A 24,623-nucleotide genomic window follows, 5' to 3' on the forward strand; every position below is an offset into this window, starting at 1 on the left:
CCCATGACGAACAGGCGGTCACCGCTCGCTGCCACGACACGCCTCTTCGAGCTCGACCTGACGGCGTAGTGCGCGGTCGGCCCACGAAATACCGGGGGCCAGGCGTGCACAACGCCGTCAGGCGGGCAGTTGGGAGACTGTGCGAGTGCCCCCCTTCGACGCTGCTGCCCTCGGTGAGGGACTCCCCTTCGCCGAGGCCCTCGACGACCTGCGCGTCGCCGTCACCGACCGGGGCGTCGCAGTCGTGCAGGCACCACCGGGCAGCGGCAAGACCACCCTCGCCCCGCCCCTCGTCGCGGACTGCGTGCCCGGTCGCGTCGTCGTCACCGGCCCGCGGCGCGTCGCCGTGCGTGCCGCTGCGCACCGCCTCGCCCACCTCACGGGGACGGGCGTCGGTGAGCTCGTCGGCTACACCGTGCGCGGCGACCGGCAGCTGCGGCGGGGCGCGCGGATCGAGTTCGTCACGCCGGGCGTCCTCGTGCGTCGCCTGCTCGCCGACCCGGAGCTGACCGACACGGCCGCGGTCGTCCTCGACGAGATCCACGAGCGCGCCCTCGACACCGACCTGCTGCTCGGGATGCTCGCGGAGGTCCGCCAGCTGCGCGACCTGCCCCTGGTCGCCATGTCCGCGACGCTCGACGCCCCGGCCGTCGCTGAGGTCCTCGCCGACGACACCGGACCGGCACCGCTCGTCGACAGCCCAGGCGCGCTGTACCCCCTGGACATCCGGTGGGCGCCCTCCGCTGGTCCGCGCACCGACGTCCGTGGGGTCACGCGGGAGTTCCTCCACCACGTCGCCGCGACCACGGCCCACCACCACGGCGAGGGCGACACCCTCGTCTTCGTCCCCGGCGCCCGGGAGGTCGACCGGGTCGTCGAGGAGCTGCGCGGGCTCGTGCCGCGCGCCGAGGTCCTCCCGCTGCACGGGCGGCTCGGTCCTCGGGAGCAAGACCGGGCCACCGGCGCACGAGAAGAGAGCTCGTCACGGATCATCGTCTCCACCGATCTCGCGGAGTCCTCCTTGACGGTCCCCGGGGTCCGGCTCGTCGTCGACGCGGGGCTCTCCCGCGAGCCGCGCCGGGACGCCGCCCGCGACATGTCGGGGCTCGTGACGGTCCAGGCCTCCCGCGCCTCGATGACGCAACGGGCCGGCCGCGCCGCGCGCCTGGGCCCGGGCACCGCGGTCCGGCTGATCGAGGAGTCCGCGTGGGCTCGGGCGCCGGAGCACGTCACCCCGCAGATCACGACCGCGGACCTGACCGAGGCCGCGCTCACCCTCGCGGCCTGGGGATCGCCCCGGGGTGAGGCGATGCCGTTGCTGACACCACCCCCTTCGCCGGCCATCGCGGCGGCCGAGGCGACCCTCCGCGGGCTCGGCCTCGTCGACGACGACGGCCGGATCACCCCGGACGGAACCGCCGCCGCCCGCGTGCCCGCGGACCCACGGCTGGCCCGCGCCCTGCTCGAGGGAGCCCTGCTCGTCGGGACGAGATCCGCCACCGAGGTCGTCGCCGCGCTCGCCGACGACCTGCGCAGCGACGACGGCGACCTCGGCCGGCTGGTGGCCGACCTGCGCTCCGGTCGTGGCCGCGAGACCTCCCGCTGGCGCCGGGAGGTCGAGCGCCTGACCCGGCTCGTGCCCGCCGAGGGGGATGCATCCCGCTCGGACGCCACGGGTCTGGTCGTCGCCCTGGCCCACCCCGGGCGCATCGCCAGACGCGTCGGGGACGGCCCCAGTTACCTGCTGGTCTCCGGGACGCGTGCGGCGCTGCCGACGGGCAACCCCGTCCGCCACCACGAGTGGATCGTCGTCGCCGACGTCGCCCGGGCCGAGGGGCGGGTCGCGGCCGGCACCGGCGCCGTCATCCGGCTGGCCGCCGGCCTCACCCGGGAGGAGGCCGAGACCGCCGGAGCCGGGTTGCGAGTGCGTGAGACCCGGGCCGACCTCGGCGAAGGGAGGGTCACGGCCCGCGAGGTCGACGCCATCGGCGCCATCGAGCTCAGCTCCACCCCGGTCCGGGTGGACGCCGTGACGGGGGCGGACGCAGTGGCCCGCGCCCTCGCCGACCGGGGGCTGGACCTCCTCGCGTGGTCACCGACCGCGGCCGCGCTGCGCCGCCGGCTGGCCGTGCTGCACCACCACCTCGGCGACCCGTGGCCGGACGTCTCCGACGCCGCCCTCGCGGGACGGCTCGACGAGTGGCTCGGCCCCGAGCTGCAGCGGATCGCGACAGGGACGCCGATCGCGAGGATCGACCTGACCGACCCCCTTCGTCGACTGCTGCCGTGGCCCGCGGCGACGCGACTCGAGGAGCTCGCGCCGGAGCGGCTGCCGGTGCCGAGCGGGTCGCAGGTGGCGATCACGTGGCCCGCCCACGACGAGCCCTCTGCCGCACCGGTGGTGGCGGTGAAGCTGCAGGAGTGCTTCGGGCTCGCGGAGTCACCCCGACTCGTCGAGGGACGGGTGCCGGTGCTCTTCCACTTGCTCTCCCCCGCGCGGCGTCCGCTCGCGGTCACCGACGACCTCGCCTCCTTCTGGTCCGGGCCGTACGCGCAGGTGCGAGCCGAGATGCGCGGTCGATACCCCAAGCACCCCTGGCCGGAGGACCCGTGGACGGCGCCGGCCACCGGACGGACCAAGCGGCGGATGTGACTCGCGGGTGCGACGACACGCCACAGCCGCGCCTCAAACCCCTGCCCGACCACACTGGCGATGTCGGGGCCCGTCATGCGGCGCAGCCGCGGTCAGGCGAGCAGACGCCGAAGAACGATGCGGTACCCGGGTGCGACGAGGCGAGCGGCGAGTCGCTCCGCACCCGACAGGCGCGAAGGGAGCCACGGCAGCTCGACGTGCTGACGCCAGGTGATCCGGGTGCGGCCCGCGTCGGGGGTGAACGTCACCTCGATCCCACCAGCGATGACGGACCCGGTCTTGACCACGACGGCGCGGCCGGCCCCCGTGGTGGGCGGCTCCCATTCGACGACCCGCATCGGGTCGTCGAAGCCGAGTGGGCCGAGCCCGGTGCGGCCGCAGAACTCCGCGCCGACGCCGAGCCGCGTCGCGGGCGGAACGGTCCCGACCGTCGTCAGCGGGATGACGGCGGTGTGCCGGTCAAGGTCCCACACGCGCGTCCAGGCCTGCGCCGGAGCCATGGGGGCCTCGACCTCGACCACGAACTCACCGGCCACGTCCGCTCCCTCGCTCACACCGACACGTGCCCGCCGAGCAGGCCGCGCACGTAGGCGGCCTGGCCGATGTGCTGGGTGATGTCGTTGACGACGCTGACCAGCCGCACCCCGAGGGTGACCGGCTCCTCCCACGAGGTGTCGACGACCCAGTCGAGGTCCGCCTCCTTCAGGCCGCCCACCCACGCCACCGTCTGCGCGTGGACCTCCTCGACGTACCGGGCCAGCAGGTCGGCGGGGGCGCGCACCCGGGCCACCTGCGCGGAGGTGTGCCCGAAGCCGGTGTCGTCCTCGTCGAGGTCGAGGTCGAAGAACTCGATGAACCCCCGCGCGGCCCAGACCTGCTGGAGGCCGGCCGCGTCGGCGATGTGGTCGTCCTGGACGCGGTAGGCGTGCCAGACCAGCCACGCGATCGAGTTGGCGTCGGGCGTGACCCGGTGTGCCAGCTGGTCCTCGGTCAGACCGTCGACGACGGCGAAGGCACCGTCGCGCACGCGGTCGAAGGCGTCGATGAGCAGCTCTGCAGGTGTCATGTCCCGACGCTACGCCGCCGGCTCAGATGGCGCAGCCGTCGGGGCCGCACGCGTCGGCACCGGCACCGTCGACGACCTGGAGGGCGGGGGCGCGCTCACCCCAGGCCTTGTCGAGGACCTCGCGGAAGACCTCCGGCGGCTGCGCACCGGAGACCGCGTACTTCATGTCCACGACGACGAAGGGGACACCGGTCACCCCGATCCGGCGGGCCATGTCGATGTCGGAGGCGACGGCGGCCTTGTAGCGGCCGTCCGCGAGGGCCGAGCGGATCTCCCCTTCGTCCAGACCGACGGAGGTGCCGATGCGCACGAGGGTGTCGACGTCACCGATGTCCGCGGCATGCTCGAAGTGCCCGGAGAGCAGGGCCTCCTTGGCCTCGTCGCCGAGACCGCGCTCCCTGGCGAGGTGCAGCAGCTCGTGGGCGCGGGCGGAGTTGGCGACGACGAGCGAGTCGAAGTCGTAGGCCAGCCCCTCGCCCGCGGCCTGCTCGGCCACGTGCGCGAACATCTGCTCCACCTGCTCGGCGGCCATCCCCTTGCGCGAGGAGAGGTACTCGACCTCGGTGCCCTCGTAGTGCTCCGGCAGGGTCGGGTCGAGCTGGTAGCTGTGCCAGGTCACGCCCACCTCGTCCCGGTGCGGGTAATCGGCCAGCGCCGTCTCGAGGCGGCGCTTGCCGATGTAGCACCACGGGCAGGCGATGTCGGACCAGATGTCGATCTGCATGTCCGCAGCAACAGCGGGTGGGCCTGAAATCATCCGCCTCATCCCCATCAGTGACCAGTCAAGGTCTCCTGCGCGCGCACCCACGGGAGGATCGCGAGCGCCGAGATGACCCCGCTCAGCGCGAAGGCCCAGCCCCACCCGGCGTAGTCGACAACGAGTCCGACGAGGATCGGGCCGCCGATCCCGCCCGCGTCCTGGCACATCTGGTAGCCCGCAAGCACCTTGCCGCCGGAGCGGTGGTTGCCCACGACATCGGCGACGCTCGCCTGCTGCGCCGGGTTGAGCAGGCCGGCCCCGGCACCGAGGACCGTGGAGAGCACGAGGATGAGCACCAACCCACCGGACAGACCCATCGTGCCCATACCGAGGGCGCTCAGTGCCAGACCGATCATGATCGGCGGACGGCGTCCGACCGTGTCGGCGAGGCGACCGGAGAACTGCAGGGTCAGCGCGGTCGCGCCCGCACCGACGGCGAGCGCGACACCGGCGGCCCAGGTCTCGCCGACGACGGCGACGGCGAAGAGCGGCAGGACGGCGACGCGGACGCCGAAGTTCGTCCACCCGTTGGCGAAGGCGGAGACCATGGCCGCGCGGTAGGCGCTGTTGTGCCGCGCCTCGCGCACGGACATCGGCGGCAGGTCGGCCTTCGTCGGGTCGGGTCGCATGTGCGCGCCCCGCAGCATCACGCCGACGAAGCCCGCCGCGATGAGCAGCGCGATCCCGTAGACCACGAAGGGCACCCGCATGCCGAACTCACCGAGGAGGCCGCCGATGACGGGTCCGATGACGCCACCGATGAGGAAGGCGCTGCCGTACAGCGACGAGACCTTCCCACGGATCACCGGCGGGGCCATCCGCACGAGCAGGGCCATCGCCGAGACCGTGAACATCGTCGAGCCGATGCCACCGAGGGAGCGGAAGATCAGCAGCTGCCAGTACGACTGCGCGAACGCGGAGGCACCCGTCGACACCGCGACGATGATCAGCCCCATGAGGTAGACCGGTCGCTCGCCCAGCCTGGTGACCAGCACGCCTCCCGCGGGCGCGAAGAGCAGACGGAAGAAGGCGAAGGCGGAGACGATGACCGTCGCGGCGGCGACCGTGACATCGAAGCTCTGGGCGAACTGCGGCAGCACCGGGGAGATCAACCCGAAGCCGACGGCGATGACGAACGCCGCGGCCACCAGGACGAGGATCTCCCGGGGGACGGGGGGTCGCTCCTGCACGGTCGCGGCCCGGGTAGTCACCCTCGGTACTCTGCCATCCGCCGGATGGTGCGACGAATCACCGCCCGTGCGGCCACTGCCGGGACCGTGGGGACAGCAGTGCGGGAGCGACCGCACCCGGGTCGCTCCCGCACCGTCGAGGGCGCTGGGCGCCTACTTCTTGTGCTGGTCCTCGTGCGGCATCACTGTGACGGCGCAGCGCGCGTGGGTGACGACGTGCTGGCTCACCGAACCCAGCAGCATCCCGGTGAAGCCTCCGTGGCCGCGGCTGCCCACGACCACGAGCTGCGCATCGTGCGATGCCTCGACGAGCACCTGCGCCGGGTGCCCCCGCACGCTGCGATGCTCGATCTGCGCGTCCTCCCCCAAGGTGGTGCGGATGGTCTCGGCCAGCATCTCGCGGGCCTCCCCCTCCACGGACTCGGCTGTCTCCCAGTTGGTCATCGCCATGTACCCGTAGACGGGCTCCAGCTGCCAGGCGACGAGGCCCACGAGGGGTGCGTCCACCAGTCGGGCGTACTCCGCCGCCCACGTCAGCGCCCGGACGGAGTCCGCAGACCCATCGATGCCGACGATGATCGGTTCCACTGCCATGTCGCCCCTCCTGCCGTGTCGTGACGAAGGTGTGCACCTCCGTCGGGTCGGAGCCGGCCCTGCCGATCCCATCGGATCGGAACCACCCGCCCGGTATCAATACTACCGCACGTAGTAGGGGTGGGCCAGCGAACCGCTCCTACTTCTTGGTCTTCTCGTGCGGCAGGACGGTGACCGGGCACCGCGCGTGGGTGACGAGGTGCTGGCTCACCGAGCCCAGCAGCATGCCGGTGAACCCACCGTGCCCACGGCTGCCGACGACGATGAGCTGCGCATCGTGGGAGGCGCGGACCATCACCTCCGAGGCGTTGCCGTGCTCGACGCGCACGTCGGCCTGCGCGCCGTCGCCGAGCGCCTCGCTCACGACCTTGTCGGCCACCTCACGGTGCTTCTTCTCGACGGCGGTGTGGTCCCACTTGCTGGAGAACGTCTCGTCGTAGAGCGTGGTCACCTCCCAGGCGATCACGACCTGGAGCGGCGCCCCGACGTACTTGGCGTACTCCGCCGCCCACTTCGTGGCCCGGACGCAGTCCTGGGACCCGTCGACTCCGACAATGACTGGCTTGGCGTCCATGTGGCTCCATCCATCCTGTAAGGATCCGCGATCACGAGAGGATCTGCGTCGGTCGACGCGTTATCAGCCTAGAGCCGGACGAGGCTCCAGCGGGGGGTTACGCCGCCCCGGATTCGCGCCCGATCGGCCGCCGTACGACGAGCCGGCCGAGCGTCCACGTCACGAGGTAGGACATGACGAGCCCGGCGGTCATGGCGGTAGCGAAGCTCAGCAGGAAGGGGTTGCCGAGCGGGTCGCCGAGCCGGTGGAGCACGATGCCGACGAGTCCCTCCGGGTTGGTGAGCACGTCCCAGGAGTTGAACCGCGGGAATCGGCCCAGGTAGATCCCGACCGACGACAGCGCCAGCGAACCGATGGCCAGCACCCACCCGGCCACTGCCCCGAGTCGCGACCCCACCACGTCGTGCACCAGCAGCAGCGAGGCCATCCCGAGCAGCAACCCGGTACCGGCGAAGGCACCGATGAGCAGGGCGTCGAACCACACCGGCGCACCCGGGATCGCCCCGAGGTGGATGAAGTCGGTGAGGATGTACGGCGCATTGGGCAGGAAGAGCAGCCACACCACACCCGGGACCGCCAGGAGCCACCCCGGCGCCCGCACCCGGTTCAACAACACGAGGACGAGCGCCACGACGTACGGCACCCAGGCGAGGAAGAGGTTCCAGCGGAGGAAGGCGAAGGCAGGCGCCCCCGTCATCTCCGCGCGCACGTCCTGCAGGCCCGAGGCCAGCAGGGAGCCGGCCCCGAGCAGCGCCGTGAGGCCGATGATCCACGGCAAGGGGCGTGGGACAGAGGTCATCGGGAGAGAATCTAGGCGATCCGGCTGGGAGACCGGGCGGTGGTGGCTGGACGGTCGCTGGACGCTCCGGCGATCCCGTGGTGTGCGCGGCCGGGCGGTGGGAGGGTGGACGCACCCGACCCGCGAGGAGCAGCGATGACCGACGACCAGAAGACGATCCTGCACGCGGCCCTCCGGGGCCAGCGGGACGCCCTTCGCCTCAAGCTGGAGGGGTTGTCCGAGCGGGACGCACGACTCCCCCGCACCCCCACCGGCACCAATCTGCTCGGTCTGTACAAGCACGTCGGCTCGTGCGAGCTGGGCTACTTCGGGGAGACCTTCGGCCGGCCGAGCGACCTGCCGCAGCCGTGGGACGCGTCGGGGGTCTCGGTGGAGGACGACACGGACCTGTTCGCGACCGAGGACGAGTCGATGGCCGAGGTGGTCGAGTGGGTCGAGGCCTGCTTCGCCCACGCGGACGCGACGATCGAGGCGCTGCCCCTCGACGCGTCCGGATCGGTCCCGTGGTGGCGCCCCGGCAACACCGTGACGCTCCAGCAGATCCTCGTCCACCTCATCCAGGAGGAGGCCCGCCACGCCGGCCAGGCCGACATCCTGCGCGAGGAGATCGACGGCGCCACCGGCTACCGCGCACCCGGCGACAACCTGCCGGAGCTCGACGAAGGGGGCTGGGCCGCCCGCCATGAGCGCCTCACCCGGATCGCCGAGGCCCACGGCTGACAGGATCGGCGTCATGGACCTGGCCGAGGCGGTGGACGAGCTCTACGGGGCGCCACTGGCGGACTTCGTCGCCGTGCGCACCCGACTCGTGGCACGGGCCAAGGAGGAGGCGCCCGACCTCGTCGGTGAGCTGAAGACCCTGCGCAAGCCGACCGTCGTCGCGTGGCTGCTCAACCGGGTCGCCCGCACCGAGCCGGAGGTGGTCGCCGACCTGCTCGACCTCGGCGAGCGGATGCGCACCGCCCAGGCGAAGGGGGACGGAGCCGCCCTCTCCGCGGCGAGGCCGGAGCGCCGCGAGGCGATCGAGGCCCTCGTCGCGGCGGCCCGCCGGTGCGGGGAGGAGACGGGCACGTCCTTCGGCGGGAGCGCGGTCGACGGGGTCTCCTCGACGGCGGTGGCCGCTCTCGCGGACCCGGCCAGCGGGGACGCTCTCGCGTCCGGACGGCTGCTGCGGCCGCTGGCCTACGCCGGTTTCGGCGAGGTCGAGCTCGACGACGCGGTGGCGGTGCTGCGGCTCGTCCCGCCGTTGCCGGAGGGCGAGGACGACCCAGAGGGCACGGAGGGCGACGAGCTCGAGGACGCGGAGGCCGAGGACGGCGAGAAGGGCGAGGATGCCCAGGAGGCAGAGGACGTCCAGGACGCCCACGCAGCGGCGGAGGCCAAGGCGACAGCCGATGCAGCGGCGGAACGCGCGCGCGAGCGTGAGCTCGCCGAGGCCAGGGAGAGCCTGCGGGAGCACGAGCGGGCCCTGGGCGCCGCGCGGCTCGCCCACTCAGAGGCGCTCGCGGCCCTCGAGGCGGCCGCCGCCGACGTCGATCGACTCGAGGAGGAGGTCGCCCGGGCCACCGAGAAGGTCGCCGACCTCGAGACACGCCCGCACGACTGACATGCACGAATTCGCTTTCAGCGCAAGAGATAGTTGTTCACATGAGCACCACGAGCACCACGCCGTCCACCTCGGGCCCCACCGCCCTGCCGTCCGTCTCCCGGGCGCGCACCGTTCCGGCCGAGGACCTGGAGGCGATGCTCGCGACGGATGACGACGTGGTCGAGACCGCGCTCATCCCCACCCTCGCCTTCCGTGACGCCGTCGAGGAGTCCGCCTCCCCCGGCAAGGACCCGGTCGCGTCCACGACGCAGGCCGTCGGCGCCACGACCGCGGCCCGGGTGGCCACCGTCCCGACGATCGACGCCGCCCCGGCCGAGGCCGAGACCGTGCCGGAGAGTGACCTCGAGCGGGTCGTCCCCCCGGTCGGACACAGCCTGCGCAGCCGTCACGCGTCGCCCGAGTCCATCGCGGCGGTCCGCCGCAACCTCATCGCCGTCTGTTGCGTCGTCGTCTCCGTGGTCGCCATCGGCATCGCCGTCGGCCTCGTCGGGGGCTGGATGGCCATCGCGGCCTACGCGCTGCTCGTCGTCGTCGCGGCCGCTGCGCTGCGCCGCGCCAACGCGCGCTACGCCCCCCGCCACAGCCGTTACACCGCACGTCACGCCTGAGCCCCGGCAGGGCACGAAGGGGGACCCCATCGCTCTCGGTGGGGTCCCCCTTCGTCCGTCGGGGGTGGCGCAGGGGCACTGCCCCGGCGTCACCGGATGAGGTCCGCTACCGCGACCGGCGGTGCGCCGAGGACCTCCTCCGCCCGCAGGACGGCCGCGGTGCGCGACGACACGTCGAGCCGCTCGAAGATGTCCCGCAGGTGGGTGCGGACGGTGCCCTCCGAGATCCCGAGTCGACGACCGATCTGGTGGTTGGTGCGCCCGAGTCGGACGTGGCCCAGGATGTCGACCTGGCGCCGGGTGAGCCCGGGAGTCGTGTGCTGCGCCGCCTGACCGCGCGCGAAGGCCCGGGCGATGTGCGGTCGCAGCAGCTGCAGGTAGAAGCGATCCCGCTCGGTGAAGCCCGACCCTCGCCCTCGGCTGAAGAGCAGGCGCAGCGTGCGTCCCGGGCCGCCGTCGGGCAGCACCATCATCATCTCGTGCTCCACGGGGAACTGCGCGAGGTACTCGACGTACATGGGCGAGGCGTGGTACTCGCGATCGGACTCCACGTCCCCGGTCAGCGTCACCGACGCCAGGTCGCCGGTGCGGTCGCACAGGCTGCACGGTGACCTCCAGTAGTGCTGCCAGAACGGATCGTCCTCGGCATCCGCCTGCGCAGGGAAGAGGGTCGTCCGGACCCCGTCGTACTCCTGCTGCCAGGCGTGCGCGCGGGCCACCGAGTCCATCCGGTTGAAGCTGATGAGGTCACAGGGGGCCAGCTGGTAGAGAGCCTCCAGGAGCGGGGTCGGCAACCCGACCTCACCGGTCACCACCTGCAGTGGCTCAGCCATGAGCAGGAGGTCGCCCTCGGTCGTCAGTGTGCTCATGCCGCGCCTCCCCACGAGTGCCCCACCACTTTTCAGTGTCCTCCTCGCGCCGGTCCGGCACCACGCAATTCCGCAGATGGTGCGCCGACCGGCACAGGCGCACGCTCGAAGAGCGATGCACGGTGCGTCGCTCGGGAAGCAAGGGACACGATCATGAACAGGCACAGTCCAACCAAGGGCATCATCACCGCCGCGGCGCTCGTCGGGCTCGTGCTATCGGGGGCCACCTCCGCCCAGGCGCGCGAACCGGAGCTCCACGGCATCGACCCTCCCCCGCCGTCGGTGGTGGCCGCGGGTGTCGCTGCGGCGGCCTACGACGCCTCGCTCGGCCAGAGCGGCGCCGCAGCCGCGCCGAGTCACCGGGTCGAGCTCGTGGCCAAGGGGTCGGCGAGAAGCAACCGCACCACCGTCGCGGCGAAGATCCACATCCCGCCGGGCGGCGGTGTGGACTGGCACACGCACCCCGGGCAGGTGTACGTCATCGTCGCAGGGGGCGGGGAGCTGACCCTTCTCACCACGGGCTGCCGGCGGCTGAGCCAGCCCACGGGTACGGCCTTCCAGCCGCCCCGGTCGGCGCACACGGCCCGCAACTACTCGGACGAGCCGTTGACGCTCGTGGCGACCTTCGACATCCGTGGCCCGAAGCCGACCGTCATGGTCGATCCGGGACGGGACGCGCAGCTGGACGAGCGGTGCGGCCTCGAGGAGTGAGCCGGTTACGACGGGGCCTCGTCAGCTGCTCGGCAGCGCGGCGGGGCCTCGTCGGCTGCCCGGGCAGCCCCGGCAGGGGCCCTCGTCAGCTGCTCAGCAGCGCGGAGAGGGTGCCGCCCAGCTCGGTGGCGCGGTCGGTGGCGTCCTCGTCGACGTCGCCGAGGACCTCGAGGACCTCCGCCGCCTGCTTCCACTCCAGCGCCGAGACGATCGAGGTAACCGCGCGGACGGCGCCGGTGACGTCGTAGCGGCCGTGGACCCACAGCCCGAAGGGCCGCTTGGCGGTCGGCCCGGCCTGTCCCTCCCCCGCGCCCCCGGAGTCGTCGAGGGCGCCGCCGACCTGGAGGAAGGTCGAGTCGAAGAAGTGCTTGAGCGCCCCGGACATGTAGCCGAAGTTCGCCGGCGTCCCGAGCAGGTAGCCGTCGGCGGCGAGGACGTCGTCGGCGGTGGCCTCGAGCGCGGGGATCACCTCCACCTCCACCCCCTCGATGTCGGGGTGTCGCGCGCCCTCGAGCGCCGCGTCGAGCAGCGCCTTGGTCGAGCGGGTCGGGCTGTGGTGGACGACGAGCAGGCGTGCCATGCCTCCATCGTGCCCTCTGTCGCGCCGTCGGTCGAGGACGGAGCGGGCGAAGGGGGCGGGTGTGGCCCGGCTCAGGCCGAAGCCCGCACTGTGCACCCGGGTGACGGCTGCAACCGGTCGTGCGGGCTTTGCGCCAAGGGCCGCCCCGCGTCCTTCGACCGCGAAGTCAGGACAGCACGACGATGGCGATCGGCACGCACGCCAGGAGGACGACGAGCGTGTCCCCCAGCCGCCACGGGGCCCGGGTCGCCCAGGTCCGGCGCCCGGCCGAGGCGAACCCGCGCGCGTCCATCGCGACCGCGAGGGTCGCGGCCGAGCCGAGCGAGCGCAGCAACATCCCCATCGTGGAGGACCACAGGTACGCGACCACGCTGCGCGGGTGCCGCCAGCTGACGCCCCGGCCCCGCAGCCGTCGCGCCCAGCCGACCTCGGTCCACGCCGCCCCGAAGGACTGGATCCGTTGCAGGGCAGCACCGATGGCCACGACCGGCCGGGGTGGCAGCCGCAGGCGCTGGCCGAGGTGGTCGGCGAGGTCGTCGGGGTCGATGAAGGCGAGGGTGATCGCCGACGGCACGACGATGACGAGCATGCGCGTCGCCGCCGAGAGCGCGTCGCCGACGTCCTGGGTGCCGAGCAGCCACGTCGACCAACCGACGCCGAGGCCGCCGAGCAGCGCGGGCACGAGGCGGATCGCCAGACCACGCCAGCGGCCGGCGACGGTCCAGCCGCGTCCGGTGCCGGGGATGTTCGCGAGGCCGACGAGTGCGCCGAGCGTGAGGAAGGCGAGGACGACGAGCGACGTCCGCCACCCCGGCGAGAGCACCGCCGCGACGATCGGCAGGGCGGCAGCGGCGAAGAGGGACAGCGGCCCGCACGCCGAGAGCACGGCCCGCGGGCGTGGCGGCGCCTCGCGCGGCGGCGGGGGCAGGACCGTGTGCACCTCGTCCGCGAGCCGGACGAGGTCGGGGTCGTGCGTCGCGGTGACGACCGCCCCGCCCCGCTCACGGTGGGCGGCCAGCAGTCCGACGACGGCCGCCCAGGTGCCGCGGTCCTGCCCGACCGTGGGCTCGTCGGCGAGGACGACCCCGGGGCCGTGGGCCAGTGCCGCGGCAACCGCCAGGCGGCGCTGCTCACCACCGGAGAGCGTCTGCGGGTCGGCCCGCTCCAGGTGGGCCAGGCCGAGCGCCTCGAGGAGGTGACGGGCCCGTTCTTCGTCCTGCGTGCCGAGTGTGCGGCCGGTGAGCATGACCTCTTCGAGGACGGTGCGCGCGAGCAGCGCGCTGGAGCTCCACTGCGGGACCCAGCCGAGGCGGCCGGCGACCTCCTCGGCCGGCAGGTCCGCGACGTCGCGCCCGTCGTGCGTCACCACCCGGCCTGACGAAGGGGGCAGCAGCCCGGCCGTCGCCGCCAGCCAGGTGCTCTTGCCGCCGCCGCTGGGCCCGACGAGCGCGGTGGTCCGGCCTGCGGTGGCGGTGAGGGTCTCGTCCGTGGCCAGGGCGGTCATGACCTCCGTGCTGCCGTCGAGGCGGGTACGACGCCGCTCGACGCGCAACGGCTCGGCGGTGACGAGGGCGGTGCCCGCGGGCTGCGGCCGGTGCACCGGCCCGAGGTCGATGGCCGCCGGCTCCGGCGCAGGGGCACCCGGGACCCAGATGCCGCCGGCCACGAGCTCGTCGTGGTGCTCGGTGAGCACCCGTCCCGGGGCGCCGTCGTGGCGGATGCGGCCGTCGACGTCGAGGACGACGATCCGGTCGACGAGGTCGACCCAGGGCCCGATGCGGTGCTCGACGAGGACGGTGGTCAGCCCCTCGCCGGCGGCGATGACGGCATCGCGTACCTCCGCGCCGGTCGCATCGTCGAGCATCGCGGTCGGCTCGTCGAGCAGCAGCAGGGACGGTCGCAGCGCGAGGGCCCCGGCGAGGGCGAGGCGCTGGGTCTGCCCGCCCGAGAGGGTGTGGGTCGGCGTGTCCAGCGGCAGGTGGCCCAGGCCGACCCTCTCGAGCGCAGCCGTCACGCGCGGTGGCATCTCCTCCGCGGGCAGGGCGATGTTCTCCAGGCCGAAGGCGACGTCGCGGCCGACCGTGGCGGCGACGGTGCCGGAGCCGGGCTCCTGCAGGACCAGCCCGACCGACCCCGGCCGCTCGCCCGGTGCGTGCCCGTCGAGGCGCACGGTGCCGGAGAGGTCTCCCGAGTCGACGGTGAGCAGCAGACCCGCGAGGGCCCGCAGCAGGGTGGACTTGCCCGACCCGCTCGGGCCGACGAGCAGCACCCGCTGGCCCGCGGGCACGGTCAGGTCGAGGTCGCGCAGCACCGGCTCCCGACGGCCCATCGGGCGCCAGGTCAGGCCGCGGACCTCGACCGCACCGCCCTCGACGGGTGGGGGTGTGCGCGCGGAGGACTCCTCGGCGGGCACACCCCCACCCGGCGGAGCGGGCGGGCGACGTGTCACGGTCACCGCGGTCAGACCGCCCTCTGCTCCAGGACCTCCTGGCCCGGCGGGAAGGGGTTGAGCGCGCCGGCTCGGGCGAGCGCCCGGGTGAGCAGCCAGCCACCGAGGCCGGCGATGACGATGCCGGAGACGACCATGAGCGGCAGGTAGGCCAGCTTCCACGTCCAGGTCCAGTCGGGGAAGTAGGTCCCGATCTCGTAGAGCCACTCCAGCGGCGCCGAGAGGGCACCGGACAGGAGGGCGACCATCGGGCCGAAGGACGCGTAGGCGAAGATCGCGAAGGCCAGCTCGGCGCCGATGCCCTGGGCGAGGCCGGAGACGATCGTCGTCACGCCCCACTGGTTGCCGAAGAGCGCGGAGACGGTCGCGGCGATGAGCTCGCAGGCCAGGGCCGCGCCGGGACGGCGGATGACGAGCCCCCCGACGATGCCGGCGATGAACCAGAAGCCGACGAAGAGACCGAAGAGCGGCTGGAAGGCCAGTCCGAGCGCGGAGATCGGGCCGTTGTAGAGGAGGCCGTAGCCCCAGTAGGCGACGCCGAAGGCGACGCCGAGGAAGGCGACGGTCAGCAGGTCGACGGTGCGCCAGCCCATCAACGGACGGGTGGCGCGGACGGTGCCGGCACGGACGTGGTCCGTCGGCTTGGTGGTGGTCATGTGGGTGCTTCTCCTGTGTCGATGAACCCACAGGGAGGGTTCCCGTCGCCGATGACCGCGGCCCGGGGACCTCGGCATCGACGAGGGCCCTTGAGACTCGACTCCCTACGCCGGTGCGAACCGGATCAGGTACGAGGGTCTGCGGTTGCCCGCACTCTCAGCGCTGTGCGCTCCCCTGTCGTGCCCCTCCAGCATACCCGCTGTGCGCGCGATGGCCAGTGCTCGCGGCCCGTCCTGTGGCAGTGTTGTGCACGACGAGTACTTGGCGCGGCACCCGCTGCGCCTTCCCGAGACGAAGGGACGACCGACGTGGGCAACATGGTCTGGAAGCTGCTCGGCACGGGGTCGGCGATCGTCGCCGGCATCGTGTCGAAGAAGGTCATCACGATCATCTGGAAGAAGGCCGGTCACGACTCCGAGATCGACCCGACCAATCCGGACATCCCGTTCCGCGAGGCGCTGGCCTACGCGGCCCTGGCGGGGGTGGCAGCAGGTCTGGCCAGGACCTTCACCACCCGCCAGGCAGCGGCGATCTACCAGCGCTCGGCGGGCCACCTGCCCAAGCCGATGCGCGAGGACATCGAGGAGGAGCTGAGCGAAGGCGGTCGCAACGCCGACGAGATCAGCAAGCACAGCCGCAAGCGCTCCTGACGTGCGGGGCATCTCGATCACCAAGCCCGGGGACGCCGACGTCCTGCAGGCCACCGAGGTCGACGACCCCCGCCCGCAGTCGGGGCAGGTCGTCGTCGACACGGTCGCCGCGGGGGTCAACCGGGCCGACATCATGCAACGCAAGGGGCTCTACCCCCCGCCGAAGGGGGCCTCCCCCCTTCCCGGTCTGGAGGTCTCGGGCACGGTCCGCGAGGTCGGCCCCGACGTCGAGGGCTGGTCCGTCGGCGACGAGGTCTGCGCGCTCGTCGACGGCGGCGGCTACGCCGAGCAGGTCCTCGTGCCGGCCGCCCAGCTGCTGCCGGTCCCCCGGGGTGTCTCCGTGCGCGATGCGGCCGGGCTGCCCGAGGTGGCCTGCACGGTCTGGTCCAACGTCTTCATGACCGCGAACCTGCAGCCGGGTGAGGTCTTCCTCGTCCACGGCGGCTCCTCGGGCATCGGCACGATGGCGATCCAGCTGGCCAAGGCCGCCGGAGCCACGGTCGCCGTGACCGCCGGCACCGAGGAGAAGCTGGCCTTCTGTCGCGAGCTCGGCGCGGACATCGCGGTCAACTACCGCGAGCAGGACTTCGTCGAGGAGGTCCGGAGCGCGACCGACGGGCACGGCGCGGACGTCATCCTCGACGTCATGGGCGCGAAGTACCTGCCCCGCAATGTCGACCTCCTGGCAACGAACGGCCGGCTGGTCGTCATCGGACTCATGGGCGGTCGCACGGGTGAGCTCGACCTCGGGAAGATGCTGAGCAAGCGTGCCGCCGTCATCGCGACCTCGCTGCGGGCCCGTCCGCCCGAGGAGAAGGCCACCATCGTCGCCGCCGTGCGCGAGCACGTGTGGCCACTCATCGACGACGGCGCTGTCCGCCCGATCATCCAGGGCACCCACCCGCTGGACCGGGCGGCCGACGCGCACCGTGAGCTCGAGGCCAGCGGCCACATCGGCAAGATCCTGCTCACCCCCTGACGCGCAGGAGCCCAAGCAGTTGCGAGGTGGGCACCTCCCCCTTCGCAGGAGCCTAAGCAGTTGCGAGGTGGGCGCCTCCCCCTTCGCAGGAGCCTAAGCAGTTGCGGGGGTGAGGTGGCCGTCGTCGAGGCGCCAGACCGCGTGGGCCACCTCGGCGACCTCGGGGTCATGGGTCGCCAGCAGGACGATCCCGCCACGTCGGGCGACCTCCTGCAGCAGCGCGACCACCCGCTCGCGGGTGTCGTGGTCGAGCTCGGAGGTGGGCTCGTCGGCGAGGAGGAGCACACCCCCTTCGTCCAGGCGAAGGGAGGCCAGGGCCAGTCCGCGGGCGACGGCCACCCGCTGGCGCTGCCCACCGGACAGCTCCTCGGCGAGGTGGCTGCCGTGCTCTCCCAGGCCGACCGCCGCGAGCGCCTCGTCGGCCCGCCTCATCGCATCGGCGCCGGCCGTCCCGGCCGCCAGGAGCGGGACGGTGACGTTGTCGCGGGCCGTGAGCACCTCCGCCAGGGCGCTGCCCTGCGGGATGAGCACGGCGCCCGCCGCCCGGGCCGACTCCTCGTCCTCGAGGGTCCGGGCGCCGAGCGACACGGTGCCGTCGGTCCGGTCGGGCGCGAGCAGGCCCCCGACGGCCCACAGCAGTGAGGTCTTCCCCGCACCGGAGTGGCCCGTGACCGCGGTGACCTCCCCGGCGCGGGCGGTCGCGTGGACGTCGCCGAGCGCGCTCACGTCGCCGTAGGCCACCCCCAGCCCCTCGATCACGAGGTCGGCGGGTGCCTGCCCCGTGGCGGGCCGCGCCCGCGTGGTCCGCCTCACCGTTCCTCCTCGCCGGGCATCAGCAGCCACCCGTTCTCGCCCCGGTGCACCCGCACCAGCGTCCCGGGAGGGAAGGCGTCCAGCGCCGGCGCCGGCAGGGGCAGCGAGCCGTCCGCGGCGACGACGGAGTACTCCTCGCCACTGCGGCCCTCACCCCCGACACGCCCGTCCCGGATGGTCACCGTGCGCGGGAAGGCCCGCGCGACGTCCGGGTCGTGGGTGACGACGACGACCGTCGTGCCGAGCGTGCGGCCGATCTCGGCGAGGGCCTCGAGGACGACGTCGCGGGACTCGTGGTCGAGCTGGCTCGTCGGCTCGTCCCCGAGGAGCAGACCGGGGCCGCCGGCGAGGGCGACTCCGAGTGCGGCCAGCTGCTGCTGCCCGGGGGTGAGCCGATCGAGCTTCTCGTCCGCGACGTCGGTCAGCCCGAGGAGGGCGACGAGGTCGTCCACGGCCGGGACCTCCCGGCCGCTCCGGCGGGCCGGCTGCTGCGCGAAGTCGATGTTGCCCCGGGTGCTCAGCCACGGCAGGTGATTGCGCTCGGCACCCTGCAGGATGATGCCGACGTCGCCGGCCCGGAAGGCGTCGATCTCGGCCTCCGTCATCGCCGACAGCTCGTGGTCACCGATGTGGATGCGTCCCGCGCTGGGACGCAGCAGCCCGCCGAAGAGCGCGAGCAGGGTCGACTTCCCCGCGCCGCTCGGACCGAGCAGCGCGATCCGCTCCCCCGCCGCGACGGTGAGGTCGACCCCGGAGAGTGCTGCCACGTCGTGGCCCTCGGCCCGGTAGATGTGCACCAGTCCGTGGGTGCGCAGCGGCAGCCCGGTCATGACGCCCCGCCCCTGACGGCGGCGGGGCTGACCCGCCGCGCCACCGCGGCCGCGATGACCAGGGCGAGGACGAGCAGCACGACGGCGACCCCGGCCGTGGCGGCGAGCACGGCCGGCCACGCCGGCGAGAGATCGAGCCCGGGGACGGCGGCCGGTTCGGTGAAGAAGGGGATCGACGGCAGCGCGATCCGCGCACCGACCAGGGCGGTGCCGGCCCCCAGCAGCACCCCGACGGCCACGCCGGCCATGTGCTCCGTGCGCAGGGCGCGGGCGATGTCACGGTGCGGGACGCCGCTGATCCGCAGGGCAGCGAGGTCGCGGACGGCGGCCCGCCACCCGGTGATGGCGAGGACCACCAGCACGAGCGCGGCGAGGAGCACCGCCAGGACGCCACCGATGAGCGCCAGCTGCAGGCCCCACCCGGAGGCGGACTCGTCGAACGCCCGGTCGGCCTCCTGCGTGGTCGCGATGGAGCGGACCGTCACGCCGTCGTCGGCGAGCACCTCGCGCACCCGCTCCAGGGCCGCGGGCGAGGCATCGGCGAGCCAGATCCGGCTCTCGGCGCGGGTCGCCAGCTCGCCGCTGACGCGGGCCAGCGCGGGAAGGGAGAGCAGCACCCCCCGATCGGTCACGGACGGCAGCGCCGTCACGTGCCGAGCGACCTCGATCTGCGTCTGGCCACCGGCGACGTCGATGACCTCGCTGACGTCGCCGACCGCGAGATCGTCGGTCGAGACGATGGCGGGAAGGGGGTGGGGCACGTCGGTCACGGACGTCGAGACGTCCGCACCGTCGGCCGCGCCGACATCGAGGCGCAGCGTGTCCCCCTTCGTGCTCGTGTCGACACCGAGGCCGCTCTCGTCGCGGCTGGAGCTCCACGTGCCCTCGCCGGTCACGGGGAGCGGCTCACCACCGACGGCCAGGTCGGTGACGCTGACAGTGCCGTGCACCTGCGAGCCGGTCGACCCCGAGACGGCCAGGGTCAGACCGGCCAGCCGGCAACGGTCGGAGCAGAAGAGGGAGGTGTCGACCTCGGTGCGCCCCTGCGCCTTCGGGCCGAGGGTCGCCAGGGCGGTCGAGCGCCGGCTGCCGTCGGGGGTGGTCATCTCCACCCGCAGCTCGGGCGGCTCGCTGCTGTCACGGGCCTCGAGGTCCCACTCGACGGTGGCCGTCGTCGGACCGGCCGGCAGGATGATCGGCTCCTGCTCGGGGAGCGCGAGCGCGTCCAGGCCGGCCGCGGGCACGGTCGAGGGGTGCGCCACTCCCGGCAGCCGCTCCGGGTCGACCGCGATCGTCGCCGCCGACGTCTCGCTGTGGGGGCGGATCACGGCCACGGGGGCGGCCTCGATGCCGACCTCCTCGAGGGTGTCCGCTGCGGCCATGAGCGCCGGCGCGGTGGCCGTGGTGACGGTCACGACCGCGGGCGCCCCCGTCTCGAGCTGGGCCCGGGCGAGCCGGTTGTGGTCGGCGACCACCACCGCATCGGCGCCGAAGACGGCGATGGCCGAGGCCACGGTCGTCACGACGAGCACCCGACGTGCCGCCGGGCGACGACCGATGCCGCGTCCGGAGATGACCGCGGCGACCCGCCCCCGGCGCACGGCCGCACGGGCCCGGCGCGCGGCGATCCGGGGGACGAGGCGCGCCGCGAGGACCCCGACGGCGACGGCCAGCAGGGTCGGCGTCGCCAGTGCGGCCAGGCCGCTGAGGGCACCGATCGCCAGCCCACCGACACCGAGGAGGGCGAGGACGACGACCACGACGTCGACCACGAGCGAGCTCCCGGCGGACCGGGGCCGGACGGAGCGCAGGAGGTCGTTGACCGGCTCGCGCAGCACCGGACGGGCCGCGAGGTACACGGCCAGCACGGAGACGGCGAGCGCCCCCAGGAGCCACGGGAGCACGCTGACGGGGACCTCGAAGGGCATCCCGCTCGGCAGCATCACCGCTCGCACGGCCACCGCGAGACCGAGCGCGGCGACGAAGCCGAGGGGCAGACCGAGCAGCACCGGGATCGTCAGCTCGGTCAGCAGCAGCCGCCGGGCACCGGAGCGCGAGCGCCCGCGCAGACGGACCAGGGCCACGTCGTGCCGCCGCTGGTCCACGGCCGCCTGGGCCACGAGGAAGAGGACGAGGACGGACAGCAGCGCCAGCTGGACCATCACGAAGGGGACGATGACCGCCGTCTGGCCCCGGCCGGTGCTGATGCCGTCGACGAGCTGCCGGACGGAGTCGTCCACCCGCAGCTCGGGATGCTCCTCCCCGAGACGCGCCGCTGCGGCGGCGGCCCGTGGCATCGACTCGAGCGTGGCCGCATCGGCATCGAGCGGCAGGACCACGCTCGCGACGGCCCGCGGCAGCGTCTCCGCGAACGTCGACTCGGCCGTGAGGAAGTCGTCGACGCCCGGCACGTGGTCCATGTCTGTCTGCGGCACCCCGGACTTGCCGTCCGGACGGTCACCGAGCCAGTAGCCGGGAGCATCCCGCGCCACCTCGTAGACGCCGACGACGGTCAGTCCGACGGGCGGCGGGTCGGGCTCGAACCGGGTGTACTTCTCCTGGCCGATCTCGAAGGTCGTCCCGGGCTGCCACCCCCAGGCCTTCGCATCCGGGCCGGAGACGATGATCTCGCCGGCCGCCGACGGGCAGTCGCCCACGATCTCGAGGTGGTCGCACACCCCTGTGCGGGAGCGCAGCACCATGGGCGAGGGCTTCTTGCCCTCCTGCGGGACGACCGTGGTGCCGTGCCGCATGGCCTCGATCGGCTCCTCGGACACCCTCGTCAGGTCACGCGGGAGGAGCTCGGTGACCTCCGAGGGCAGGGTCGTGCGCTGCTCGGACGTGCGGCCCCGGGTGATGGCCGTGGCCGACACGACGGGGCCGGCCTCCTCGACGGCGACCCGCAGCAGACCCTGGTCGACGCTGCGGGCGAAGACGGGGGCGAAGACCGCGCACGTGGCCACCAGTGCCGACACGAGGGCAAGGGCGATGACCTGCCCTGTGCGGTGCCGCAACGCTGCCCACATCGACGTGGTCCCCTTCCGTGCCGCGCGCAACCTTATGCAGTCGGCGCGGGTTTGTGGAGCGGCGCGCCCCTCCGAGTGCCCGCCGGTCGATGTATTCCGGCGTCCTCGCACCCGTGTGATTTGAAGGGACATGCCTGACAGGTATGTGAAGAGACATCGCTGACAACCGGGGGCTCGGTAGCGGCCCGGAAGATGGGCTGCATGAGTCAGCAGGCGGTCTCGGTGGAAGTTCGGTTGGCGGTCGGTGCTCACGCTGTCTTGGAGGATGCCTCGGGGACCTCGGTGAGCGAGCTGTGCAAGCAGCAGGGCATCTCGCGGGATACGTACTACCGGTATCGGCGCCGGATGCGCGAAGAGGGCGTTCAAGGTTTGATCCCGCGCTCGAGGCGGCCGAACAACTCGCCCAGGGCCACGGACGCTGACACGGTCGCGGCGGTGCTCGACAAGCACGACGAGCTGGTTGCAGAGGGCTGGGACGGCGGGGCCATGTCGGTGCACGATTGGCTCACCCTGGCGGGCGTGGAGGTCCCCTCGGCGCGCACCTGCCACAAGATCCTGACCGACCACGGGCGCACCGAGCCGACACCGTCCAAGCGGCCCAAGTCCAGCTACCGCCGCTTCGAGGCGATGAAACCCAACGGGGTGTGGCAGCTGGACGGGCACGAGGTCAAGCTCACCGAGGGCAAGGGCGTCGTGCTGCGCTTCCAGGACGACCACTCCCGCATGCTGATGGCCTCACGCGCCGCCAGCGCCGAAACGGGCGAGGACACCTGGAAATGCATGGTCGCCGCTATGGACCGCCACGCAAAGCCGGCGTTCATCCAGTGCGACAACAGCACGGCCTTCACCGCCCGGCTGATCAAGGGCGGGGGCTACTCCATCCTGGAGGCTCGCCTGCACCGCATCGGGGTCGGGATGATCAACTCCAGCCCCAAGCACCCGCAGACCAACGGCAAGAAGGAACGCGAGTGGCAGACGCTGGAGCAGTGGCTCAGAGCGCGTGAGCGCGCCACGGACCTACCCGAGCTGCAACGCCTGCTCGATGCCTACGACCTGATCTTCAACACCGAACGCCCGCACCAGGGCATCGCCGGAAGCACGCCCGCGCGGCGCTACGCAGCCACCGACAAGGCCCTTCCAGACCCTGAGCAGCTCAAGGAACGCCAGTTCGTGCGTGAGGTCACTCTGCCCCCGGCCGGGTACTTCGACCTGCCCGGAGCCCGGGTCAGCCTCGGCGTCGCCTGGGCCGGCGCGACCCTGCACTACCTCATCGACCAGGACCACGCCGTCCTCTTCCACGAAGAACGCATCCTGGGACACATCCAACTCGACCCGGACAAGATCACCACGCCCAAAACCGGCCGCACGTACTATCGAGTCGAAGCACGCCCCTGACTGTCAGACATGTCCCTTCACGACTGTCCGACATGTCCCTTCACAGGACACGTCCTCGCACCCGCGGGAATACATCGACCCAGCCACATGGGGACGCGAAGGGGGGTGGCTCGGTCAGTCCCCCAGCTCGGCTCCCATCGCCCGGCCCGCGGAGCGACCGGAGAAGATGCACCCGCCGAGGAAGGTCCCCTCGAGCGCGCGATAGCCATGGACGCCGCCGCCTCCGAAGCCGGAGGCCTCGCCCGCGGCGTACAGGCCGCGCACCGGCTCGCCGTCGTGGCCGAGGACCCGTCCGGACAGGTCGGTCTCGAAGCCGCCGAGGGTCTTGCGGGAGAGGATGTGCAGCTTCACGCCGACGAGCGGGCCCTTCTTCGGGTCCTGCAGCTTGTGCGGCGGGTAGGCGCGCTTGGAGATCTTGTCCCCGATGTAGGACCGGGCCACGCGCATGGCCGCGATCTGCGCGTCCTTGGAGTAGGCGTTGTCGAGCTGGCCGTCGCGCTCGTCGAGCTGGCGCTTGACGTGGGCGGCGTCGAGGGCCGGCTCGCCCTCCTCGAGGAGATCGTTCATCCTCTCCACGAGCTCCTCGGCGGTTTCGGCCATGACGAAGTCGGCGCCCTTGTCCAGGAAGTCCTGCATGGACGGGGTGACGTCGGCCAGCGACCGCTTGCGCAGGACCCCCCGGACGTCCTTGCCGGTGAGGTCGGCGTTCTGCTCCGAGCCGGACAGGGCGAACTCCTTGCCCGCGACCGAGCGGTTGGTCACGAACCAGCTGTGGTCGTGGCCGGAGCGGCGCAGGTGGGCGAGCGTGCCCAGGGTGTCGAAGCCGGGCAGGAGCGGCGCGGGCAGGCGGTCGCCGTTCGCGTCGAGCCACATCGAGCTGGGTCCGGGGAGGATGCGGATGCCGTGACCGGGCCAGATCGGGTCCCAGTTGCGGATGCCCTCGACGTAGTGCCACATCCGGTCGCGGTTGATCAGCCGGCCACCGGCCTCCTGGGTGATCGCGATCATCCGCCCGTCGACGTGCGCGGGGACGCCGGTGACCATGTGCTTCGGCGGGGTGCCGAGGCGCTCGGGCCAGTTCTCCCGGACGAGGTCGTGGTTGCCCCCGATGCCGCCCGAGGCGACGAGGACGACGGGCGCCCGCAGCTCGAAGCCGCCCTTCGGGTCGCGGTTGGTCGCCACACCCCGCTCGGCGCGGTCCTCGGCAAGATGGACACCGCGCACGCCGACGACAGTCCCCCCTTCGACGATGAGCTCGTCCACGCGGTGGCGGTGCGCGTAGGTGACCAGCCCGCGGGCGCGGGCCTCCTCCACACGTCGGGCGAAGGGGGCGACGACCCCCGGTCCCGTGCCCCACGTGATGTGGAAGCGGGGTACGGAGTTGCCGTGCCCGTGTGCCGAGCCGTCACCGCGCTCGGCCCAGCCGACGACCGGGAACCAGCGCATCCCCTGCTCGTGCAGCCACGAGCGCTTCTCGCCCCCGGCGAAGTCGAGGTAGGCCCTCGCCCACTCGCGCGGCCAGTGGTCCTCGTCGCGGTCGAAGCCGGCGGTGTTCATCCAGTCGGAGTACGCGAGCTCGGCCGAGTCCTTGATGCCCAGACGGCGCTGCTCGGGGCTGTCGACGAAGAACAGCCCGCCGAAGGACCAGTGCGCCTGCCCCCCGAGATTGGCCTCGCTCTCCTGGTCGACGAGCAGCACCTTGCGCCCCGCGTCGGTGAGCTCGGCAGCGGCAACGAGTCCGGCGAGCCCGTGGCCCACGACAATGGCATCAGCATCCATGGGGTGACACTAAACTCATTACTGTCGGGTAG

The 24,623-nt window shown here is 72.9% G+C and carries 23 protein-coding genes and 1 riboswitch; of the genes, 8 read left to right on the forward strand and 15 right to left on the reverse strand.

Going from position 1 to position 24,623, the window contains the following annotated elements:
• The first annotated feature begins 145 nt into the window (after positions 1-145).
• Positions 146-2,653 (forward strand): ATP-dependent helicase HrpB, encoded by a 2,508-nt coding sequence (gene hrpB / locus O9K63_RS10765; protein ID WP_431190319.1) that lies wholly within the window; start codon positions 146-148, stop codon positions 2,651-2,653.
• Positions 2,654-2,745: 92 nt separating this feature from the next.
• Here the strand turns inward: hrpB and O9K63_RS10770 are convergent, their stop codons facing one another.
• The 7 genes from O9K63_RS10770 to O9K63_RS10800 form a co-directional block, all read right to left on the reverse strand.
• Positions 2,746-3,207 carry an SRPBCC family protein gene (locus tag O9K63_RS10770; RefSeq protein ID WP_277237720.1) on the reverse strand — a complete coding sequence of 154 codons (462 nt, stop codon included), beginning with the start codon at positions 3,205-3,207 and terminating at the stop codon, positions 2,746-2,748.
• Entirely contained in the window at positions 3,204-3,719 is a 516-nt protein-coding gene (locus O9K63_RS10775) for a mycothiol transferase (RefSeq protein WP_277237721.1), read from the reverse strand. Before O9K63_RS10775 ends, O9K63_RS10770 begins: the two co-directional genes overlap by 4 nt.
• A gap of 22 nt (positions 3,720-3,741) precedes the next feature.
• Complete coding sequence (locus O9K63_RS10780) at positions 3,742-4,443, reverse strand: DsbA family oxidoreductase (RefSeq protein WP_277237723.1); 702 nt, start codon at positions 4,441-4,443, stop codon at positions 3,742-3,744.
• Between the two features lie 47 nt (positions 4,444-4,490).
• Positions 4,491-5,690, reverse strand: coding sequence for an MFS transporter (locus O9K63_RS10785; protein WP_277237725.1), 1,200 nt, complete (start codon positions 5,688-5,690; stop codon positions 4,491-4,493).
• Between the two features lie 132 nt (positions 5,691-5,822).
• Entirely contained in the window at positions 5,823-6,263 is a 441-nt protein-coding gene (locus O9K63_RS10790) for a universal stress protein (RefSeq protein ID WP_277237726.1), read from the reverse strand.
• 139 nt (positions 6,264-6,402) lie between these two features.
• Entirely contained in the window at positions 6,403-6,837 is a 435-nt protein-coding gene (locus tag O9K63_RS10795) for a universal stress protein (RefSeq protein WP_277237728.1), read from the reverse strand.
• A 97-nt stretch (positions 6,838-6,934) separates the two neighbouring features.
• A complete protein-coding gene (locus tag O9K63_RS10800; RefSeq protein WP_277237730.1) occupies positions 6,935-7,636 on the reverse strand; it encodes a DUF1361 domain-containing protein in 702 nt (233 codons plus the stop codon).
• A 135-nt stretch (positions 7,637-7,771) separates the two neighbouring features.
• On the opposite strand from O9K63_RS10800, the gene O9K63_RS10805 reads away from it, so the two are divergent.
• Genes O9K63_RS10805 through O9K63_RS10815 form a run of 3 tightly spaced genes read left to right on the forward strand, consistent with a single transcriptional unit; the run spans position 7,772 to position 9,853 of the window.
• Positions 7,772-8,356: a DinB family protein gene (locus O9K63_RS10805; protein WP_277237732.1), complete on the forward strand. Its 585-nt coding sequence runs from the start codon at positions 7,772-7,774 to the stop codon at positions 8,354-8,356.
• 13 nt (positions 8,357-8,369) lie between these two features.
• Positions 8,370-9,242 carry a hypothetical protein gene (locus O9K63_RS10810; protein ID WP_277237733.1) on the forward strand — a complete coding sequence of 291 codons (873 nt, stop codon included), beginning with the start codon at positions 8,370-8,372 and terminating at the stop codon, positions 9,240-9,242.
• A 41-nt stretch (positions 9,243-9,283) separates the two neighbouring features.
• The gene (locus tag O9K63_RS10815; protein WP_277237735.1) at positions 9,284-9,853 is read left to right on the forward strand and encodes a hypothetical protein; all 570 of its coding nucleotides are present in this window, start codon (positions 9,284-9,286) and stop codon (positions 9,851-9,853) included.
• 89 nt (positions 9,854-9,942) lie between these two features.
• On the opposite strand, the gene O9K63_RS10820 is transcribed toward O9K63_RS10815, so the two are convergent.
• Positions 9,943-10,722 carry a helix-turn-helix transcriptional regulator gene (locus O9K63_RS10820; RefSeq protein ID WP_277237736.1) on the reverse strand — a complete coding sequence of 260 codons (780 nt, stop codon included), beginning with the start codon at positions 10,720-10,722 and terminating at the stop codon, positions 9,943-9,945.
• 153 nt (positions 10,723-10,875) lie between these two features.
• Here O9K63_RS10820 and O9K63_RS10825 point away from each other — a divergent pair, with 153 nt between their 5' ends.
• On the forward strand, positions 10,876-11,433 hold the full coding sequence (locus O9K63_RS10825) for a cupin domain-containing protein (RefSeq protein ID WP_277237738.1): 558 nt from the start codon (positions 10,876-10,878) through the stop codon (positions 11,431-11,433).
• Between the two features lie 85 nt (positions 11,434-11,518).
• Here O9K63_RS10825 and O9K63_RS10830 read toward each other — a convergent pair whose 3' ends face one another.
• The 3 genes from O9K63_RS10830 to O9K63_RS10840 all read right to left on the reverse strand — a co-directional run bounded on the left by O9K63_RS10830 (position 11,519) and on the right by O9K63_RS10840 (position 15,118).
• Complete coding sequence (locus tag O9K63_RS10830; RefSeq protein WP_277237740.1) at positions 11,519-12,013, reverse strand: flavodoxin family protein; 495 nt, start codon at positions 12,011-12,013, stop codon at positions 11,519-11,521.
• A 166-nt stretch (positions 12,014-12,179) separates the two neighbouring features.
• Positions 12,180-14,426, reverse strand: coding sequence for an ATP-binding cassette domain-containing protein (locus O9K63_RS10835; RefSeq protein WP_277237742.1), 2,247 nt, complete (start codon positions 14,424-14,426; stop codon positions 12,180-12,182).
• 47 nt (positions 14,427-14,473) lie between these two features.
• Positions 14,474-15,118, reverse strand: a complete 645-nt coding sequence (locus tag O9K63_RS10840; RefSeq protein WP_277237744.1) for an ECF transporter S component — start codon at positions 15,116-15,118, stop codon at positions 14,474-14,476.
• Positions 15,119-15,203: 85 nt separating this feature from the next.
• Positions 15,204-15,305, reverse strand: a riboswitch (TPP riboswitch).
• 131 nt (positions 15,306-15,436) lie between these two features.
• Between O9K63_RS10840 and O9K63_RS10845 the strand changes: the two genes are divergently transcribed.
• Both O9K63_RS10845 and O9K63_RS10850 read left to right on the forward strand, forming a co-directional pair.
• On the forward strand, positions 15,437-15,769 hold the full coding sequence (locus O9K63_RS10845; RefSeq protein WP_277242310.1) for a DUF4235 domain-containing protein: 333 nt from the start codon (positions 15,437-15,439) through the stop codon (positions 15,767-15,769).
• Between the two features lies 1 nt (position 15,770).
• A complete protein-coding gene (locus O9K63_RS10850) occupies positions 15,771-16,748 on the forward strand; it encodes an NAD(P)H-quinone oxidoreductase (protein WP_277237746.1) in 978 nt (325 codons plus the stop codon).
• A gap of 93 nt (positions 16,749-16,841) precedes the next feature.
• On the opposite strand, the gene O9K63_RS10855 is transcribed toward O9K63_RS10850, so the two are convergent.
• Genes O9K63_RS10855 through O9K63_RS10865 form a run of 3 tightly spaced genes read right to left on the reverse strand, consistent with a single transcriptional unit; the run spans position 16,842 to position 21,417 of the window.
• Positions 16,842-17,561, reverse strand: coding sequence for an ABC transporter ATP-binding protein (locus O9K63_RS10855; RefSeq protein ID WP_277237748.1), 720 nt, complete (start codon positions 17,559-17,561; stop codon positions 16,842-16,844).
• Positions 17,558-18,391, reverse strand: a complete 834-nt coding sequence (locus O9K63_RS10860; protein ID WP_277237750.1) for an ABC transporter ATP-binding protein — start codon at positions 18,389-18,391, stop codon at positions 17,558-17,560. The genes O9K63_RS10855 and O9K63_RS10860 overlap by 4 nt, the downstream gene beginning before the upstream one ends.
• Entirely contained in the window at positions 18,388-21,417 is a 3,030-nt protein-coding gene (locus O9K63_RS10865) for an FtsX-like permease family protein (protein ID WP_277237752.1), read from the reverse strand. The genes O9K63_RS10860 and O9K63_RS10865 overlap by 4 nt, the downstream gene beginning before the upstream one ends.
• Positions 21,418-21,618: 201 nt before the next feature.
• Between O9K63_RS10865 and O9K63_RS10870 the strand changes: the two genes are divergently transcribed.
• Positions 21,619-22,812: an integrase core domain-containing protein gene (locus O9K63_RS10870; RefSeq protein WP_277237754.1), complete on the forward strand. Its 1,194-nt coding sequence runs from the start codon at positions 21,619-21,621 to the stop codon at positions 22,810-22,812.
• A 114-nt stretch (positions 22,813-22,926) separates the two neighbouring features.
• Here O9K63_RS10870 and O9K63_RS10875 read toward each other — a convergent pair whose 3' ends face one another.
• On the reverse strand, positions 22,927-24,591 hold the full coding sequence (locus O9K63_RS10875; protein ID WP_277237756.1) for an FAD-binding dehydrogenase: 1,665 nt from the start codon (positions 24,589-24,591) through the stop codon (positions 22,927-22,929).
• Positions 24,592-24,623: the final 32 nt, after the last annotated feature.

Source organism: Janibacter cremeus (assembly GCF_029395675.1).
Taxonomy (GTDB): Bacteria; Actinomycetota; Actinomycetes; order Actinomycetales; family Dermatophilaceae; genus Janibacter; species Janibacter cremeus_A.

Excerpts from the sequence above, each read along its gene's own strand:
- O9K63_RS10875 (WP_277237756.1), bottom strand. The coding sequence starts at position 24,591 with ATGGATGCTGATGCCATTGTCGTGGGCCACGGGCTCGCCGGACTCGTT.
- O9K63_RS10860 (WP_277237750.1), bottom strand. The coding sequence starts at position 18,391 with ATGACCGGGCTGCCGCTGCGCACCCACGGACTGGTGCACATCTACCGG.
- O9K63_RS10840 (WP_277237744.1), bottom strand. The coding sequence starts at position 15,118 with ATGACCACCACCAAGCCGACGGACCACGTCCGTGCCGGCACCGTCCGC.
- O9K63_RS10870 (WP_277237754.1), top strand. The coding sequence starts at position 21,619 with ATGAGTCAGCAGGCGGTCTCGGTGGAAGTTCGGTTGGCGGTCGGTGCT.
- O9K63_RS10775 (WP_277237721.1), bottom strand. The coding sequence starts at position 3,719 with ATGACACCTGCAGAGCTGCTCATCGACGCCTTCGACCGCGTGCGCGAC.
- O9K63_RS10845 (WP_277242310.1), top strand. The coding sequence starts at position 15,437 with ATGGTCTGGAAGCTGCTCGGCACGGGGTCGGCGATCGTCGCCGGCATC.
- O9K63_RS10795 (WP_277237728.1), bottom strand. The coding sequence starts at position 6,837 with ATGGACGCCAAGCCAGTCATTGTCGGAGTCGACGGGTCCCAGGACTGC.
- O9K63_RS10805 (WP_277237732.1), top strand. The coding sequence starts at position 7,772 with ATGACCGACGACCAGAAGACGATCCTGCACGCGGCCCTCCGGGGCCAG.
- O9K63_RS10830 (WP_277237740.1), bottom strand. The coding sequence starts at position 12,013 with ATGGCACGCCTGCTCGTCGTCCACCACAGCCCGACCCGCTCGACCAAG.
- O9K63_RS10800 (WP_277237730.1), bottom strand. The coding sequence starts at position 7,636 with ATGACCTCTGTCCCACGCCCCTTGCCGTGGATCATCGGCCTCACGGCG.
- O9K63_RS10825 (WP_277237738.1), top strand. The coding sequence starts at position 10,876 with ATGAACAGGCACAGTCCAACCAAGGGCATCATCACCGCCGCGGCGCTC.
- O9K63_RS10780 (WP_277237723.1), bottom strand. The coding sequence starts at position 4,443 with ATGCAGATCGACATCTGGTCCGACATCGCCTGCCCGTGGTGCTACATC.
- O9K63_RS10815 (WP_277237735.1), top strand. The coding sequence starts at position 9,284 with ATGAGCACCACGAGCACCACGCCGTCCACCTCGGGCCCCACCGCCCTG.
- O9K63_RS10790 (WP_277237726.1), bottom strand. The coding sequence starts at position 6,263 with ATGGCAGTGGAACCGATCATCGTCGGCATCGATGGGTCTGCGGACTCC.
- O9K63_RS10820 (WP_277237736.1), bottom strand. The coding sequence starts at position 10,722 with ATGAGCACACTGACGACCGAGGGCGACCTCCTGCTCATGGCTGAGCCA.
- O9K63_RS10810 (WP_277237733.1), top strand. The coding sequence starts at position 8,370 with ATGGACCTGGCCGAGGCGGTGGACGAGCTCTACGGGGCGCCACTGGCG.
- O9K63_RS10865 (WP_277237752.1), bottom strand. The coding sequence starts at position 21,417 with ATGTGGGCAGCGTTGCGGCACCGCACAGGGCAGGTCATCGCCCTTGCC.